The sequence below is a fragment of the Dokdonia genika genome, from assembly GCF_042652845.1.
In the GTDB taxonomy this organism is placed as follows: domain Bacteria; phylum Bacteroidota; class Bacteroidia; order Flavobacteriales; family Flavobacteriaceae; genus Dokdonia; species Dokdonia donghaensis.
Genome location: NZ_JBHSHB010000012.1, coordinates 46,241 through 62,260, shown reverse-complemented (window position 1 = coordinate 62,260; position 16,020 = coordinate 46,241). Strand labels below are relative to the sequence as shown.

The window sequence follows — 16,020 nt, the reverse complement described above, 5'->3', positions numbered from 1 at the left end:
TATGACAGTACCAAAGTTTTTACTAGGTGATAATTCAGATTTTTCTGATCATATTTTTGTGATTCATACAGAGTTTCCTCGTTTTATAATAGACCTCACTATTGATGAGATAGAGTGGTTTGAAGAGTTTGACCGTCAAGACGAAGATGAGCTTGCCTCAGAGACCGAAAATGCTATAAAAGAAGCTACAGAGTGGTACGACGCCGAAATGGAAAAATTTGAGAACGAGTAGGTAATGGAGCAACTCGTACAGTATGATCAAGAGCTTTTTTTGTTCTTAAACGGTCTGGGTAGTACCACCTGGGATCAGTTCTGGCTTATTGTAACAAATAAGCTTAGCTCTATACCCTTATATGCGCTCTTACTTTTCTTTATTTACAAGCAGTACGGGATAAAGGGTACACTCATTACTGTGGTATGTGTAGCATTACTCATTACTGGGGTGGACCAGCTTGCAAATGCTTTTAAGCACGGTTTTATGAGACCAAGACCGTGTAGAGTTGCCGCTTTTGAAGCTACCATAAGATACATTGCAGAGCGCTGTGGTCGTTATGGATATTATTCTGCACACGCTGGTAATAGTATGGCTGTTGCCGTTTTTGCAGGTCTAGCGCTTAGGCGTAGTTATAAGAATTTGATTTTCTTTTTACTTTTTTGGTCTGCAGTAGTGGGTTATAGTCGCATTTATGTGGGAGTACATTATCCTGGTGATGTCCTTACTGGGTGGATTATAGGAGCAGCGATAGGCTATGGTCTTTATAAATTACAGCAGTTTTTGATTGTGAAATATGGTCAGAGATCTTGACACTCTTTACCAGGGGTAAATGGTGTATAAGTATCTTTATACTCCTTACGTATACTCACACCATTAAGAATGTTGCGGAAATCTAGGTATATAGATATTTTTGCTGGCTCTGTAAGCTTGCTATAGGTGGCTTTATAATTGTACATTACAACAGAATGACCATTGCCATATATCTTCCCTAATTCTAGATTCTCTAGCTTGCCAAAGTCTTTATTTATCAATTCACAAGTACATTCTATTTTTTTTACAGAGAGCCCTTTACTTAATCCATTACTTACTTTAGGACCATCTAACCATTCCTTTAGTAGTTTTTGATCTTGTGGTGATTTACAGTGGTTAAAGTAAAAAAGTGCAGCATTATGAGCAATGTCTTTACTTTCTTGTGACAGCTGGTTTTCTTTAATAGCAATAGGTTCAAATGAAGATTTACAAGCTGTGATTACTATCAGACAGAGAACTATAAGTATTATCTTATTCATTAGCGAGTTTTAATAGTTGCTGTGCGGCTATAAATGGAGAAACCTCTCCCAGAGCTACTTTAGATAAGACAACATCTAGTTTACCTACCACCTTCTCATTTGCATAAAAGGCGTCTTTGAGCTTATTTTCTATAGTTTGTAGTAGCCAGAATTTATTTTGCTCAGCTCTTTTAGTTTCAAAGAAAGTTGAGTTTTTTGTTGTTGTGGTATAATCAGATATGAGTTGCCATACTTCTTGAATCCCCGTGTTTTCTAGCGCGCTACAGGTTGTAACCTTTGGTGTCCAGTTACTGGGTTTAGGAGGGAAGAGATGTAACGCTTTCGCGAAAGCGGTCTTAGCCAGCTTTGCAGCTTTTGTGTTGCCACCGTCTGCTTTATTGATCACAATGGCATCTGCCATCTCAATAATACCTCTTTTAATGCCTTGTAACTCATCACCAGCCCCAGCTAGTTTGAGTAGCAAAAAGAAGTCTACCATAGAGTGTACGATGGTCTCGCTCTGACCTACACCCACCGTTTCGATTATAATCACGTTATAACCTGCAGCCTCACAAAGGATGATGGCCTCTCTAGTTTTACGAGCTACACCTCCCAGTGATTTTCCTGAGGCGCTGGGACGTATATAAGCATTAGGGTTTTGAGCAAGTGTATACATTCTAGTTTTATCACCTAGTATACTACCGTGGGAGACTGAGCTTGTAGGGTCTACCGCTAGTACGGCAACTTTATGTCCTTGTGAGGTAAGATAGTTGCCAAAGGTTTCTATAAAAGTACTCTTGCCCACGCCAGGCACGCCAGTAATACCTATCCTTACAGATTTATTAGCCTTACTTAGACAAGCTTCTATAAGTTGTTGTCCTTTATCTTGATGTGATTGTACAGTGCTCTCAATGAGAGTGATGCCTTGAGAGAGTGCCGTGATATCTCCTTGAGCAATAGCAGTTGCTAGTTCTTGAGTATTTATAGTTTTTTGCCTTTTACGAGTCTTGTAAAACGCAGGATTAATACTCTTGTTGATATGTGTAGCATCTTTACTCACAGAAGTACCAAATTACTACTTTCTTCATAATTATATGAGTTTAAGAGTTGCGTTTTATCCCTAAAAGAACTGCCAAGTGTAAAGAAGTAAAACTAGAGTTATAAGTCTTTGTACTTCTTTTTAACCTTGGCTTTAAGCTTTGCAAGATCTGCGTGTGATTGCTTTATCTGGAACTCCATAGGTACAAGCACTTCTAGTATATGTACGGGTAACCAGCTGTCATCTATAAGACGTTTGAGGAGTATGAGTACCATCTCGTCTTGAATCATACAAGCGCCCACAATGTTTGTAGGTGTTTTATGCTCCATAGCAGCTATTACATCTAGCCAGTCACGATCTGCACTACCCTTTACAATATCTAGCCTGTTTGGCGTGATACCTTCTTCTGCCATTCGGGATACTATCTTGTGACAAAACTTATTACGGCTTACACTTTCCTTAGCTAGAAATCTTTTGTACTCTGTAATCTCAATTTCTTCTGCAGCATTAAAATAGCGACGCTCTGCCCAGAAACATTCGTCTAGCAGGTCGTTAAGATTTTCATATGCAATATCGAGGTGATTCATATACTGAGCTTCAAATATAGACTAGACGCAGTATTTAAAATAGTCTTACTTCATTATTACTTAAAATTTATGAATAGTTTATTTATAATCTAATAGTATCTTAATGGGCTGTTAACTCAAAAAAATAAAACTTTTTGCAACATTGCAAAAAAGACCTCGTCTTTAAGAAGAATAGCAATAATAAACCAATCAAAACCAACCATCCATTTTGCTAGTTAGTGATCTCATACAAAAATGCAAGGCAAATGATAGAAAGGCACAGCTGCAGCTGTACAATAAATACTGTGATGGTATGTATTGTGTAGCCTTTAGATTTTTGAAAAATGCATTTGAGGCAGAAGAGGCAATGCACGAGGGCTTTATAAATGCCTTTGCAAAGCTTCATCAGTTTACGGGAGAAGTCACCTTTGGAGCCTGGCTTAAGCGCATCGTGATTAATAAAAGTCTCGATATGATCAAGGCAAAAAAAGCAACACTTATCCCACTTAATGAGGAAGTAATGGGCAAGGTAGATGATGATAATGATTGGAATGTGGCAGACGGGGTAACCGTAGACCACATTAAGAAAACCATCAGTGAGCTTCCTGAGCGATATGAGTATCCTCTTATGCTATTCTTAATAGAGGGATACGATCACCAGGAGATCTCAGAGATATTACAGATTACAGAAGTCGCTTCTAGAACGCTGGTGCACCGCGGTAAGAAGAAGCTTCAACAACACTTAAAGACCCTTAATTATGGCACAGGATATTAGAGAGCTTATCAAGAGCGAGAGCGGTGAGCAAGAGCAGCTGCGAGAAGGCCACTTATCACGTTTTGAGCAATTACTTGAAGAGCGTATGCCAGAAGAGCAGAAATCTTCTAAGCCTAAAGGCGGTATATTTTTATGGATGAAGATAGCAGCCGTACTTATTGTAGCTGGTGCTATTGTAATGATGGTGTATAATAACGCTTTCGCGAAAGCGGAAGACGCACCCATAGTACAATCTACTCCAGAAAATACAGAAACGGTAGAACCAGAAATCTTATTAAGTGCTATATCACCAGAATTTAAAAAAGTAGAAGATTACTACCTCGCTAGTGTAAACCTAGAGATTGCCCGCCTTGAGATAACAGATGATAACAAGGAGCTTATAGATGCCTTTATGAAGCAGCTATCAGATCTTGATGCAGAGTATAAAAGTCTCAATCGTGAGATTACCGAAAGTGGTGTAAGTGAAGAGATGGTAAACGCAATGATAGAAAACTTAAAATTGCGTGTGGAGCTTATGATAAAGCTCAAAGCAAAACTTAAAGAAATGAAAAACGCTGCTCAACATGAAGCAGCCATTCAAACGGTATAAGATGAAACAGTATAAGATATTATGGCCAGTGATGATGTTACTATTTGTAGCATCAGGGAGCGTATTTGCGCAGGCTAAAAAAACAAAATTAAACGAGCGGTTTTCTGTAAACAAAGACGTGCAGATAGATGTAGACACACGTTATGCAGATGTGATTTTTGAAACTTGGAACAAAAATGAAGTCTCAATAGAGGCTTATGTAGAGGGAGAAAATGCAAGTGAAGCAGCAAGGTCTTGGGATCTTGACGTGAGTGGTAATAGTAACCAGGTACGAGTTACAAGTAAAGGAGGTTATGGAGATGTAAAAGTGTATAATCTAAGCGATCTTGATAATGTACACCTAGATCTTGATCTTGGAGAAATTATAGGGCAGTCACTTAGTATTGTTGAGCCTGTGATGAATGGCCTTGTAGGGCCGTTACTAGAAGGTATCTCTGGAGCAAGACTTCCAGATGAGTATTATGAAGAAATGGGAAAAATGAAATTTGACCACGAGGCATATAAAAGAGAAGGTAGAGCTTACATAAAGCGATGGGAGCGTGAGATGGATAAGAGTTTTGGCCCTGAGTTTGAGCGTAAAATGGAGAAGTGGGAGAAAGAAGCAGAGCAAAAATCTGAAGACTGGAGCGAGCGCCTTATAGAGCAATCTGGCATCCCAAAATGGCCTTTTAATAGCAAAGGAAATATCACTTTTGACAGTGATGAGTACGAAAAAGACAAGCAAGCTTACGTAAATAAGTTAAACCGAAAGTACGGTACGAGAGTAAGTGTACGTGAGGTAGATAGCTGGCTTGAAGATGTTGAGGCCTGGGGAGAAGATTTTGGAGAGAGAATGGAAGACTGGGGTGAGAACTTTGGTAAATCTATGGAGAAGTGGGGCGAAAACTTTGGTGAAAACTTCGGAAAGTCTATGGAGAAGTGGGGAGAGTCTTTTGGAAAAGATATGGAGAAGTGGGGAGAAAACTTCGGCAAGAAAATGGAAAAATGGGCAGAAGAGCACGAAGGTGAGTGGGAAGAAACGCATACAAGAGATGAAAACGGAAATAGAAGTAGTCACTACAGCCTTAATTATGATTCTGATAAGGCCTCATCAAAAAAGTCTAACCGAAATGTAAAACGTGTTATTATCATAAAAATGCCTAAACGTGCAGAGCTAGATCTTAATGTACGTTACGGTAAAGTAAAAATGGCAGATGCTTATAATGCAAAAGCGGTTATCTCACACGGTAGCCTTGCTGCCACAACCATCGATGGAGGAAACACCTCCATCGATGTTTCTTACAGCCCGGTAACCATCACAAACTGGAACAAAGGAACTCTCGTGACTAATCACGTTAAAGATTGTGATATAAACATAGCTACAGACATTAAAGTAACGTCTAACTCTAGTAACGTACACATTAATCGTCTAGATGGTTCTGGTATGATATCTGGGTCATTTGGTAAGTTATCAATTCCTCAAGTAAGTGATAACTTTGGGACGCTTACTTTATTTTTAGAAAATAGCGACCTCGCTTTAAAATTACCGCAGGCGGCATTTAACTTTAGTTACAGTGGTGATCATAATGACTTCTTTATCCCTAAGCAACTCGAGACACAGTCTATGAAAAACGGATCTACAGAGATGGTAAATGGGTTTCATAAATCTAGAAGTACTGGTAATACCATTACGATTAATGCTAAGTATAGCGACGTAGTATTGCAATAAACAGGGATTACATACTAATTTATTGTGCAGCTATGGCTGCTTTTTGTGTTTTGTATTGAAGTTGTATTTTTAGGCAACAAATAACAACCAATGGATACTAGTTTTTTTAGTGCGCTTACAAAAGAATTTACATCTCCTCTCCACACTCCTTTTCAAAAAGAAGACTTCTATCCGCTAGATTTATCTACGTCAAATAATGAGCTAGATGTTGAGCTCCTTACAAGACCTTATGATCACCATAAGTTTTTACAGTTGTATCTTATGATAAGTGGTTCTAAGGTAGCCTATGGCGGTTATCTAGAGAAACGACCTCTCTATGATAGATCAGATTATTTTCAGGCACAAGATCCGGGAGATAAGCGCAATATTCATCTTGGTATAGACTTGTGGTGCAATGCGGGAGAAAGTATTGTCAGTCCCCTAGATGGAGAGATTCATAGCTTTAAACACAATAAGAACTTTGGTGATTATGGACCTACGCTTATTGTAAAGCACACCATAGACGGGCAGGAGTTTCACACCCTATATGGACACTTAAGTGTAGCATCTTTACATAATAAAAAAGTTGGTCAAAAGGTAAAGGCTGGTGAAGTAATTGCCGCTCTAGGTACTCCAGATGTAAATGGTGATTATGCGCCTCATCTACACTTTCAGATAATTATAGATATGCAAGGTAAAGAGGGTGACTATCCTGGTGTAGGAAGCCAAAATGATCTTGAGTTTTATAAAAAGAACTGCCCCGACCCTAATCTGCTATTAAAAATTTATGAATAGCCTTTGCGACAGCATCTTCTTTATTAGTAAATGGGCTCGTATAATCTGCTAGTGATTTTAGAGTAGGAGTAGCATTTCTTACAGCAACACCTTTACCTACGCGACGTATAAGCTCATCATCATTATGATTATCGCCAAAAGCCATTACAGCCTCTAGCCCAAAGTTGTGTTCCTTTTTTAATAAGACCGCTAGCGCCTTTGCTTTATCTATATATTTTGGGGTAATCTCAAGGTAGGTGTCCTTAGATCTATAAAGGTGAACTTTATCACTATAAAGTGGTTCTAGTAATGCAACTAGACTATTAAGTTCTTCAGAGGCTCCCATACACATTAGTTTGTGTATGCCTAGCTTTTTGTTATTAAGAAAGTCAAGACTTTCACTAGCCGCTTGATAGATAGGAGTAGCTCTTGTGTTGTTTATTTCGCGTAAGCTCCACTCATCTTCTTGATCTGTAAACCAGTGCTGGTTGCTATAAATACTTAGGTTGTAAGAATGTTTTGTATGATGTGGGATAAGTGTAGACAGTACTTGCGTGTCGTAGCTATTATTTTCTATTATAGTTCCATCCTTTCCTATAATAAGTCCTCCGTTAAAGGCAATAAGTGCCTCACCTAGATTGCCCAGCCCTTCTTGCAGGTAGCGCATAGCTTGTGGTGGGCGTGAGGAAGCTAGTATGAGGGGTAATCCCGCTTTCGCGAAAGCGGAAATAGTAGCATCACTCAACCATCGGTCTGCATTGAGTAACGTACCGTCTATATCTGAACATAAAAGCTGTATGGAGTCTCTCATAGCTATAAAAATAATAAGGCGGCCTCAAAAGAGAGCCGCCTTATGTAGAAAATTATTAAAACAATCTAGCTGTTTACAATCACCCATTGTCCTTTTGCAATAAGTGGTTCAGCCTGTTTGTACTTTACTTCTTTTGTCTCACCATTTATTACATTTTTAATAGTAACACGGTCGTTACGACCTATTTTAGGTTGAGATCTTACAATAGTTTCTGTAACCTGTTGTTGCTTTGGTTGTGTGTTGCCAGCAGCTCTAGCCTGTGCAGAACGCTCATCCATATTTGGAATTTCTTCCTTTTGAGTTTGCGTTTCTTCACGGCGCTCACGTATTTGTGATGCATCGCTCACCTGCTCTTGGTTACCCTGAGGTATCTCTCCTTTAAATAGGAATGAAATCACCTCTTTATTAACCTTATCAATCATCTTTTTGAAAAGCTCAAATGCTTCAAACTTATAGATTAATAATGGATCTTTTTGCTCGTGTACAGCAAGGCGTACACTTTGCTTAAGCTCATCCATCTTACGAAGGTGTGTTTTCCAAGCGTCATCAATAATGGCAAGTGTGATGTTCTTTTCAAAATCTGTCACTAGTTGCTTACCGTCTGAGTCGTAAGCTTCTTTAAGATTTGTAACCACACGTAGCTCTTTTGTACCATCTGTAAATGGTACCACGATACGCTCAAACTTTGCATTAGGATCTTCATACACTCTCTTGATGATAGGGAAGGCAAGGTCTGCATTCTTAGTCATCTTTTCTTTATAGTGATCAAAAGCTGCTTTGTAAATGAGGTCTGTAAGATCTTTTGCAGACTTACTGCTAAAGTCGCTCTCGCTTACTGGACTCGTCATAGAGAAATAACGAATGAGCTCAAACTCAAAGTTCTTAAAGTCTTGTGCTTGCTTGTTTGACTCTACAATTACCTCAGAGGTGTCATAGATCATATTTGCAAGATCAACACGTAAACGCTCTCCATATAGTGCGTGACGACGACGCTTGTATACAACCTCACGTTGCATATTCATCACATCATCATACTCAAGTAAGTTCTTACGAACTCCAAAGTTGTTTTCTTCTACTTTTTTCTGTGCGCGCTCTATAGATTTTGAAATCATACCGTGTTGTATCACTTCTCCTTCTTTAAGCCCCATTCTATCCATCATCTTTGCAATACGCTCAGACCCAAATAAACGCATTAGGTTATCCTCAAGCGATACATAAAACTGTGAGCTTCCTGGATCTCCTTGACGTCCAGAACGACCACGTAGCTGTCTATCTACACGACGTGAGTCGTGACGCTCTGTACCTATTATGGCAAGACCACCGGCTGCCTTTACCTCGTCAGATAACTTAATGTCTGTACCACGACCTGCCATATTTGTTGCAATGGTTACCACTCCAGGGTTACCAGCCTCTGCAACGATGTCTGCCTCGCGTTTATGTAGCTTTGCGTTAAGTACGTTATGAGGTATTTTACGAAGGGTAAGCATTTTACCTAGTAATTCTGATATCTCTACAGAAGTTGTACCTATCAAGACTGGACGTCCAGATTTTGAAAGTTCTGTAACTTCATCTATAACGGCGTTATACTTCTCGCGCTTCGTTTTGTAAACTAAGTCGTCTTTATCTTTTCTTGCAATAGGGCGGTTAGTAGGTATTTCTACTACGTCTAGTTTGTAAATCTCCCAGAATTCTCCAGCCTCTGTAACCGCTGTACCTGTCATACCAGATAGCTTGCGATACATACGGAAGTAGTTTTGAAGGGTTACTGTTGCAAAAGTTTGTGTAGCATCTTCAATTTTTACATTTTCTTTTGCCTCAATCGCTTGGTGCAGACCGTCACTGTAACGACGACCATCCATAATACGACCAGTTTGCTCATCTACAATCATCACCTTGTTTTCCATCACAACATACTCGGTATCTTTTTCAAATAACGTGTATGCTTTAAGCAGCTGGTTCATTGTGTGAATACGCTCAGACTTGATTCCAAAATCTTTAAAGAGTTCTTCCTTCTCTGTAGCTTCTTCTTCTGGTGATAATCCTTTTGCTTCTATTTTTCCTATCTCAAGACCTATCTCTGGCATTGTAAAGAAATCTGGATTGTCTTTACCAGAAAGTGTCTCGATACCTCTGTCTGTAAGTTCAATCTGATTGTTCTTTTCATCTATCGTGAAGTATAGTGCCTCATCTATTTGATGCATTTCACGATTATTGTCTTGCATATAGAAGTTCTCAGTCTTTTGTAATAACTGGCGTATTCCTTCTTCACTCAAGTATTTTATGAGGGCTTTATTTTTAGGTAATCCGCGGTATACACGTAAGAGTTGTTTACCACCTTCTTTTGTGTCACCTGCAGCAATAAGTTTTTTTGCTTCTGGTAAAACTTTTACAAGCTCCTGGCGCTGTAGGTTTACAATCTTCTCTATTTGTGGTTTAAGATCATTAAACTCGTGCACATCACCTTTAGGTACAGGTCCAGATATTATAAGTGGTGTACGAGCATCATCTACAAGTACAGAATCTACCTCATCTACAATCGCATAGTTATGTGGGCGTTGTACTAGATCTTCTGGTTTATGAGACATATTATCACGTAGGTAGTCAAAACCAAATTCGTTATTTGTACCATATGTAATATCTGCCGCATATGCTGCACGACGCTCAGGACTGTTAGGTCTGTGATAGTCTATACAGTCTATAGTCATCCCGTGAAACTGGAATAAAGGAGCCATCCACGCGCTATCACGCTTAGCTAGGTAATCATTTACTGTTACAAGGTGTACACCATTACCAGTAAGTGCGTTAAGGTAAACAGGTAGCGTCGCCACGAGTGTTTTACCTTCACCCGTTTGCATCTCTGCTATTTTACCTTGGTGCATTGCCACACCACCTATGAGCTGTACGTCATAGTGTATCATATCCCAGGTTACTTCTTTACCAGCGGCATCCCAGCTATTTGACCAGATGGCTTTATCGCCTTCTAGTGTTACATAGTCTTTTGTACCACTAAGTAAACGATCATACTCTGAGGCAGTTACCTCAAGTTTTGTATTATTAGTAAATCGCTTTGCAGTTTCTTTTACAACGGCAAATGCTTCTGGAAGTATTTCAGAGAGTGTTTTTTCAGAAATCTCGTAAGCCTCGTCTTTAAGCTTGTCTATCGCTAGGTAAACGTCTTCGCGCTCATCTATATCTTCGGTAGCTTCGGCTTTTATTTTAAGCGCTTCTGTAGCTTCTGTGTTTTCTTTGAGAGCAGTTGCAAGAATTTGCTTAAACTCTGCTGTTTTATTTCTCAAATCATCTAGTGATAACTTTGCTAATGCTGCTTCGTGTGCTTTAATTTTTTCAACAATAGGGGTAATCGCTCCCACGTCTTGTTTAGACTTATCGCCTACAAAAATTTTTAATACACTATCTAAAAATCCCATAATATGGTGTTGTTTTGTGTCAATTTTGAACCCGTAAATTTAATCAAAAAAAAAGCCTCATAGAGAGACTTTTTAGTGTTTTAACGGGTATATATTTAATATTCGTCTTCGTTCCAGAGATAATCCTCGTCTGAGGGATAGTCTGGCCAGATCTCTTCGATAGAATCATAAGAATCACCTTCGTCTTCGATAGCTTGTAGATTTTCTACAACTTCAAGTGGTGCTCCAGTTCTAATCGCATAATCGATCAACTCATCTTTAGTAGCAGGCCAAGGCGCGTCACTTAGGTAAGAAGCTAGTTCAAGTGTCCAGTACATAGCATTTGTGTTTTTTAATTTGTGCAAAAATAATTTTTCTAAGCAGAAATGCAAGTGAATTGAAGATTATTTCAAAATAAATGTAAGAACGTGGCTTTCAGACCTTGTAGAGAGTATAATTACGCTTTCGCGAAAGCGAGATACCTCTCAATAATTGTTTTCTGTATTCGGTACTCTTAATCTAGCTTGGTAGGTATCCATTTAACCTCATCTGCTTGTAAGTCTTTTGACAACTTTCGTGCCAGCACAAATAGGTAGTCAGAAAGGCGGTTAAGGTATTTAAGTGTATGCTTATCAAACGGCTCTAGCTCGTAAAGCGCTGTGGCCAAACGCTCTGCGCGCCTACATACAGTGCGTGCTACGTGACAATGTGACACGGTGGTGTGACCTCCGGGGAGTACAAAATGCGTCATAGGTGGAAGTTCTGTTTCCATCTTATCTATTTCATTTTCTAGTAGTTCAATATCTTCTTCATTAATTTTTGGGATATTGAGGCGCTCTTTGCCATTTTTAAGAATCATCTTCTCTGGGTCTGTAGCGAGTACAGCTCCTACGGTAAAGAGTTTGTTTTGAATATGAATAAGAATCTCCTTGCTACGCACATCAATCTCTTGATCACGTATGAGGCCTATAAATGAGTTAAGCTCATCTACAGTGCCGTAGCTGTCTATTCTTATATGATGTTTTGGGACTCGCGTGCCGCCAAATAAGGCTGTAGTACCGGCGTCACCAGTTTTTGTGTATACTTTCATTTGTGATGAAGTTGTATGCTGTTATTGTTGTTCTTTTTCTCTTTCCTTGCGTTTTTTTTGAAAACCTTCATTAAAGTTGCGCGTTCTTCTCCCACGTTGCTTTGTGGTATTACGTTTTGTATTTGCAAAAACTAGTAAGAATAAAACGGCAACCCCTATGATACTTACAAGTATCTGTGTGATAGGAGAGAGGTTGTTAAAAAAGTCCATAGTTTGTTATTGTGTCGTGAAGATAAAAAAAAGGATATGATTCTTCTTTGAAAAGTGGTAAGTATGTAAAACAAAAAAACGCCAGCAAGTGGCGTTTTAAAATAGTTTTTTTGAGTAGGATCTAGTTACTTTTTATTTTTTACATCGCTCTCTATAACTCCATCTCTAAGGCGTATCACTCTATGCGCGTGCTCTGCAATATCTTCTTCGTGTGTAACCAGGATCACTGTGTTACCTGCTGCGTGTATAGCGTCAAAGAGTGCCATAATCTCAACCCCTGTTTTTGAGTCTAAGTTACCCGTAGGCTCATCTGCAAGTATGATAGACGGTTTATTTACAAGTGCACGACCTACGGCTACACGCTGGCGCTGCCCTCCAGAAAGCTGGTTAGGTTTATGGTCCATACGGTCTGCAAGGCCCACATCTGTAAGAACCTCTTCGGCTCTTTTATTACGAGCAGATTTTGATAACCCAGCATATACCATAGGTAGTGCGACGTTATCTAAAGCTGTTGTTCTAGGTAATAGGTTAAATGTTTGAAAAACAAAACCTATCTCTGTATTACGTACATCTGCAAGCTCATCATCACTCATCTGGCTTACATCTCGACCATTAAGAACATAAGATCCTGCTGTAGGAGTATCAAGACACCCTAAGAGATTCATTAATGTAGATTTACCAGACCCAGAAGGTCCCATAAACGCTACATACTCGCCCTTGTCTATATCTAGATCTATACCTTTAAGTACGTGTACAATTTCGTTTCCTAGAGGGAAGTCGCGTATGATGTTTCTTATTTTAATGAGGTTACCCATAGATGTGTTTAGTTTGCTATTAGAAGATGTTACACACAATTTGTTACACAATTTACTTAAAAATGTAAGTAAGATGTAAAGATGCTTGATTTAACCGCAGTTATAATCGTATAGATTATCTTCAATTATAACTTGATGTAAAAATCTTCTTTGGCTTGTTTGGGTTTAAAAAATACCATTCCAAAATAAAATGCATCTACCGTAGCAGTTACTTGTGGTAGTGCTTTTATATACTCCCAGGCTTCTGTCATTTCTTGCGACCAGTGTATGTCGTCAAAAACCCATACACTCCCATCGTTTACAGTAATTAGAAGTTTATTTACATAGTTTATAGTAGCGTCTCTGGCGTGATTACCATCAAAGTATATGAAGTCAAAATTTTTCTCAATGTGGTTATCTAGCTCTGTAGTAAAGTCGCCTACGCAAATTTTCACGTTTTTTATACCGGCATTATCTAGCTCTTGTTGTGCTATTTGAGCCGTCTGAGGGCAGCCTTCTATACTTGTAACTTGGGCATTACTCTTTATAGCTAGTGCTGCAGTCGCAATACCTAGTGAGGTACCTAGCTCTAGTACCTCTTGAGGCTGAAAGTAGGCAATAAGCCGCTGGAGTAATAAAATGCGTTTATGAGTTGCTCCAGCATAGGTGGCGATGTCCTTTATTTTTCTTTCGGCAGATTTAAATACGCGTGAGCCAGCACCATAATCTGTTACTGTGATGGTTTGCTGGTTATCTAGCAATGACCTTTTATAGGCGTATAACTGTTGTGAGATGCTAGGGTCACTCTTTCCTCGTAATACTTCCTTTTCTAGTTTGAATATAAAAGGGGAGTGTATCCCGTGTAGATGAAAGGTTTTAGGTAGCCATTTTATGTATGCAAGCGCAGTATGTAAACTATTATTATTTGCGATAACTAGTGTTTTTAAAACAGAGGGTTTACAGGTGTTTGGATAAGGGTTACTCTTCCATTTTTGAGCTCAGTTCAAACCAGCGTTCTTCTTTTGCCTCTATGTCGTCTATTATTTTTTGAAGTTTTATGCTCTCTTCTGTGATCTCATCTTGAGAGAGATCAGGATTTAAAAACACTTTTTGTTTTTCTTCCTTTTGTCTCTCTAGCTTTGCAATCTCACGTTCTAGTTTTGCGTGCTCCTTTTGCTCATTAAAAGAGAGTGCTCCTTTGTGCTGTTTTTCTTTCCAGCTTTTGGTGTCACTTGCTGTTTGAGTAACAGATGCTTCAAATTTTTGCTTGTTTTCTTGCTGTACTTGTTCTTTTTCTGCTTTCGCGAAAGCGTTACTTATCCCACCCTCGTATGCTCTAAAATCTGAGTAGTTACCCGGGAAGTTTTCTACCACGGCATCTCCTTTAAAAACAAAGAGGTGGTCTACTATTTTATCCATAAAATAACGGTCGTGAGAAACCACCACTAGACACCCTGGGAAATCTAATAGAAATTGCTCAAGCACGTTGAGCGTTACTACATCTAGATCATTTGTAGGCTCATCTAGAATTAAAAAGTTAGGATTCTGAATAAAAACAGTACATAGATAGAGTCGCTTGCGCTCCCCACCACTTAGTCGCTCTACAAAGTCATACTGCTTCTTACGGTCAAACAAGAAACGTTCTAATAGTTGGCCAGCAGAGATGGTACGTCCTTTTTTAAGAGGGATGTGATCTCCAAACTCCTTTATAACATCTATCACCTTCTGACCCTCTTTTATGGCGATTCCTTTCTGAGTGTAATAACCAAATTTTACCGTGTCGCCCACAATCACCTTTCCAGAATCTGGAGGTAGTGCACCGGTCATTATATTAAGAAATGTAGTTTTACCAGTACCATTTTTACCAATGATACCTACACGCTCACCCGTTTTAAAAACATACTCAAACTTGTTGAGTAAGGTGAGATCCCCATATGATTTACCTACATTATGAAACTCAAGGATTTTACTCCCCATACGCTCCATATTAATTTCTAGCTGTACGGTGTGATCATTGCGGCGCTCGTGAGCACGTGATTTTATCTCTGCAAAGTCGTCTATACGAGATTTTGACTTTGTGGTACGTGCTTTAGGCTGGCGGCGCATCCACTCCAGTTCTTTTTTATATAGCTGTTTTGCTTTACCCGTTTCTGCCTCCCAGGCAGCAACGCGAGCATCTTTGTTTTCTAGATAGTAAGCATAGTTACCTTTATAGTTATAGAGTTTTCCATTTTCTAGCTCTACAATCTCATTACACACGTTTTCTAAAAAGTAACGGTCGTGTGTAACCATAAAAAGCGTGATGTTTTCTGTTCTAAAATAATCCTCGAGCCACTCTATCATCTCTAGGTCAAGGTGGTTAGTAGGTTCATCTAGAATAGCCAGATCAGGTTTAGTAAGCATCATCTGGGCAAGTGCGAGGCGTTTCTTTTGTCCACCACTTAGTAACTCAACCTTACGACCTAGGTCGTCTAGCTTAAGCTTAAAAAGAATCTGTTTATACTGCGTCTCAAAATCCCAAGCTTGTGCTGCCTCCATAGCATCAAAGGCTTTTTGATAAGCATCTGCCTCTTCCATATGGAGAAGTGCCTTCTCATAGTTTGTAATGGTTTTAAGAATAGGATTATCTCCTGCAAATATGGTTTCTTCTATCGTGAGGCTTGGGTCTAAGTCTGGTTCTTGTGGTAAGAAAGAGATGGTAATACCCTTTCTGCTCACAACCTGCCCATCATCTGGCGATTCAAGACCAGCAATGATATTAAGGAGTGAGGTTTTACCTGTACCGTTTTTGGCAACAAAACCTATTTTTTGGTCCTTATTAATTCCAAAAGCGATGTCTTTAAAAAGGTGGCGTTCACCAAATGATTTTGATACGTTTTCTACAGAGAGGTAATTCATTGTGTGTTGTGTGGATGCGGTATGCTGCATCTTTTATGATATAGCACAGTGTAAATCTGTAAACTATAGATATGATAAAGGTTTTTTTTACGCTTTCGCGAAAGCAAAAATAAGGCT

17 protein-coding genes are annotated in these 16,020 nt (G+C 39.1%); 6 read left to right on the top strand and 11 right to left on the bottom strand.

The genetic code is table 11. The features are described from left to right. The first annotated feature begins 1 nt into the window (after window position 1). Both ACFO5T_RS07165 and ACFO5T_RS07160 read left to right on the top strand, forming a co-directional pair. Window positions 2-232, top strand: a complete 231-nt coding sequence (locus ACFO5T_RS07165; RefSeq protein WP_038600020.1) for a hypothetical protein — start codon at window positions 2-4, stop codon at window positions 230-232. Between the two features lie 3 nt (window positions 233-235). Then, window positions 236-805: a phosphatase PAP2 family protein gene (locus tag ACFO5T_RS07160; protein WP_375252500.1), complete on the top strand. Its 570-nt coding sequence runs from the start codon at window positions 236-238 to the stop codon at window positions 803-805. On the opposite strand, the gene ACFO5T_RS07155 is transcribed toward ACFO5T_RS07160, so the two are convergent. From ACFO5T_RS07155 to ACFO5T_RS07145, 3 genes are all read right to left on the bottom strand, one after another. Then, window positions 793-1,284 carry a hypothetical protein gene (locus ACFO5T_RS07155; protein WP_375252501.1) on the bottom strand — a complete coding sequence of 164 codons (492 nt, stop codon included), beginning with the start codon at window positions 1,282-1,284 and terminating at the stop codon, window positions 793-795. The two genes, ACFO5T_RS07160 and ACFO5T_RS07155, sit on opposite strands and share 13 nt — an antisense overlap. Further along, entirely contained in the window at window positions 1,277-2,323 is a 1,047-nt protein-coding gene (gene meaB / locus ACFO5T_RS07150) for a methylmalonyl Co-A mutase-associated GTPase MeaB (RefSeq protein WP_380033217.1), read from the bottom strand. Before meaB ends, ACFO5T_RS07155 begins: the two co-directional genes overlap by 8 nt. A 98-nt stretch (window positions 2,324-2,421) precedes the next feature. Further along, entirely contained in the window at window positions 2,422-2,889 is a 468-nt protein-coding gene (locus tag ACFO5T_RS07145; RefSeq protein WP_380033215.1) for a DUF2383 domain-containing protein, read from the bottom strand. 208 nt (window positions 2,890-3,097) lie between these two features. Between ACFO5T_RS07145 and ACFO5T_RS07140 the strand changes: the two genes are divergently transcribed. The 4 genes from ACFO5T_RS07140 to ACFO5T_RS07125 all read left to right on the top strand — a co-directional run bounded on the left by ACFO5T_RS07140 (window position 3,098) and on the right by ACFO5T_RS07125 (window position 6,714). Next, window positions 3,098-3,643, top strand: a complete 546-nt coding sequence (locus tag ACFO5T_RS07140) for an RNA polymerase sigma factor (protein WP_035327995.1) — start codon at window positions 3,098-3,100, stop codon at window positions 3,641-3,643. Continuing rightward, window positions 3,627-4,232, top strand: coding sequence for a hypothetical protein (locus tag ACFO5T_RS07135; protein WP_380033212.1), 606 nt, complete (start codon window positions 3,627-3,629; stop codon window positions 4,230-4,232). Before ACFO5T_RS07140 ends, ACFO5T_RS07135 begins: the two co-directional genes overlap by 17 nt. A gap of 1 nt (window position 4,233) precedes the next feature. Then, on the top strand, window positions 4,234-5,940 hold the full coding sequence (locus tag ACFO5T_RS07130; RefSeq protein WP_375252801.1) for a hypothetical protein: 1,707 nt from the start codon (window positions 4,234-4,236) through the stop codon (window positions 5,938-5,940). Between the two features lie 90 nt (window positions 5,941-6,030). Continuing rightward, window positions 6,031-6,714, top strand: a complete 684-nt coding sequence (locus ACFO5T_RS07125; RefSeq protein WP_380033210.1) for a peptidoglycan DD-metalloendopeptidase family protein — start codon at window positions 6,031-6,033, stop codon at window positions 6,712-6,714. Here ACFO5T_RS07125 and ACFO5T_RS07120 read toward each other — a convergent pair. The 8 genes from ACFO5T_RS07120 to ACFO5T_RS07085 all read right to left on the bottom strand — a co-directional run bounded on the left by ACFO5T_RS07120 (window position 6,686) and on the right by ACFO5T_RS07085 (window position 15,903). Further along, the gene (locus ACFO5T_RS07120; RefSeq protein WP_380033208.1) at window positions 6,686-7,504 is read right to left on the bottom strand and encodes a Cof-type HAD-IIB family hydrolase; all 819 of its coding nucleotides are present in this window, start codon (window positions 7,502-7,504) and stop codon (window positions 6,686-6,688) included. The two genes, ACFO5T_RS07125 and ACFO5T_RS07120, sit on opposite strands and share 29 nt — an antisense overlap. A gap of 65 nt (window positions 7,505-7,569) precedes the next feature. Next, entirely contained in the window at window positions 7,570-10,932 is a 3,363-nt protein-coding gene (secA, locus tag ACFO5T_RS07115) for a preprotein translocase subunit SecA (RefSeq protein ID WP_380033206.1), read from the bottom strand. Between the two features lie 95 nt (window positions 10,933-11,027). Then, window positions 11,028-11,249, bottom strand: coding sequence for a DUF2795 domain-containing protein (locus ACFO5T_RS07110; protein ID WP_013751528.1), 222 nt, complete (start codon window positions 11,247-11,249; stop codon window positions 11,028-11,030). Between the two features lie 176 nt (window positions 11,250-11,425). After that, on the bottom strand, window positions 11,426-12,001 hold the full coding sequence (locus ACFO5T_RS07105; RefSeq protein ID WP_035328013.1) for a cob(I)yrinic acid a,c-diamide adenosyltransferase: 576 nt from the start codon (window positions 11,999-12,001) through the stop codon (window positions 11,426-11,428). A gap of 21 nt (window positions 12,002-12,022) precedes the next feature. Then, window positions 12,023-12,211 carry a hypothetical protein gene (locus ACFO5T_RS07100; RefSeq protein ID WP_298352397.1) on the bottom strand — a complete coding sequence of 63 codons (189 nt, stop codon included), beginning with the start codon at window positions 12,209-12,211 and terminating at the stop codon, window positions 12,023-12,025. A 125-nt stretch (window positions 12,212-12,336) separates the two neighbouring features. Then, on the bottom strand, window positions 12,337-13,026 hold the full coding sequence (locus tag ACFO5T_RS07095; RefSeq protein WP_038600050.1) for an ABC transporter ATP-binding protein: 690 nt from the start codon (window positions 13,024-13,026) through the stop codon (window positions 12,337-12,339). Window positions 13,027-13,151: 125 nt separating this feature from the next. Next, on the bottom strand, window positions 13,152-13,766 hold the full coding sequence (locus tag ACFO5T_RS07090) for an O-methyltransferase (protein ID WP_380033202.1): 615 nt from the start codon (window positions 13,764-13,766) through the stop codon (window positions 13,152-13,154). Window positions 13,767-13,983: 217 nt separating this feature from the next. After that, window positions 13,984-15,903 carry an ABC-F family ATP-binding cassette domain-containing protein gene (locus tag ACFO5T_RS07085; RefSeq protein WP_380033200.1) on the bottom strand — a complete coding sequence of 640 codons (1,920 nt, stop codon included), beginning with the start codon at window positions 15,901-15,903 and terminating at the stop codon, window positions 13,984-13,986. Window positions 15,904-16,020: the final 117 nt, after the last annotated feature.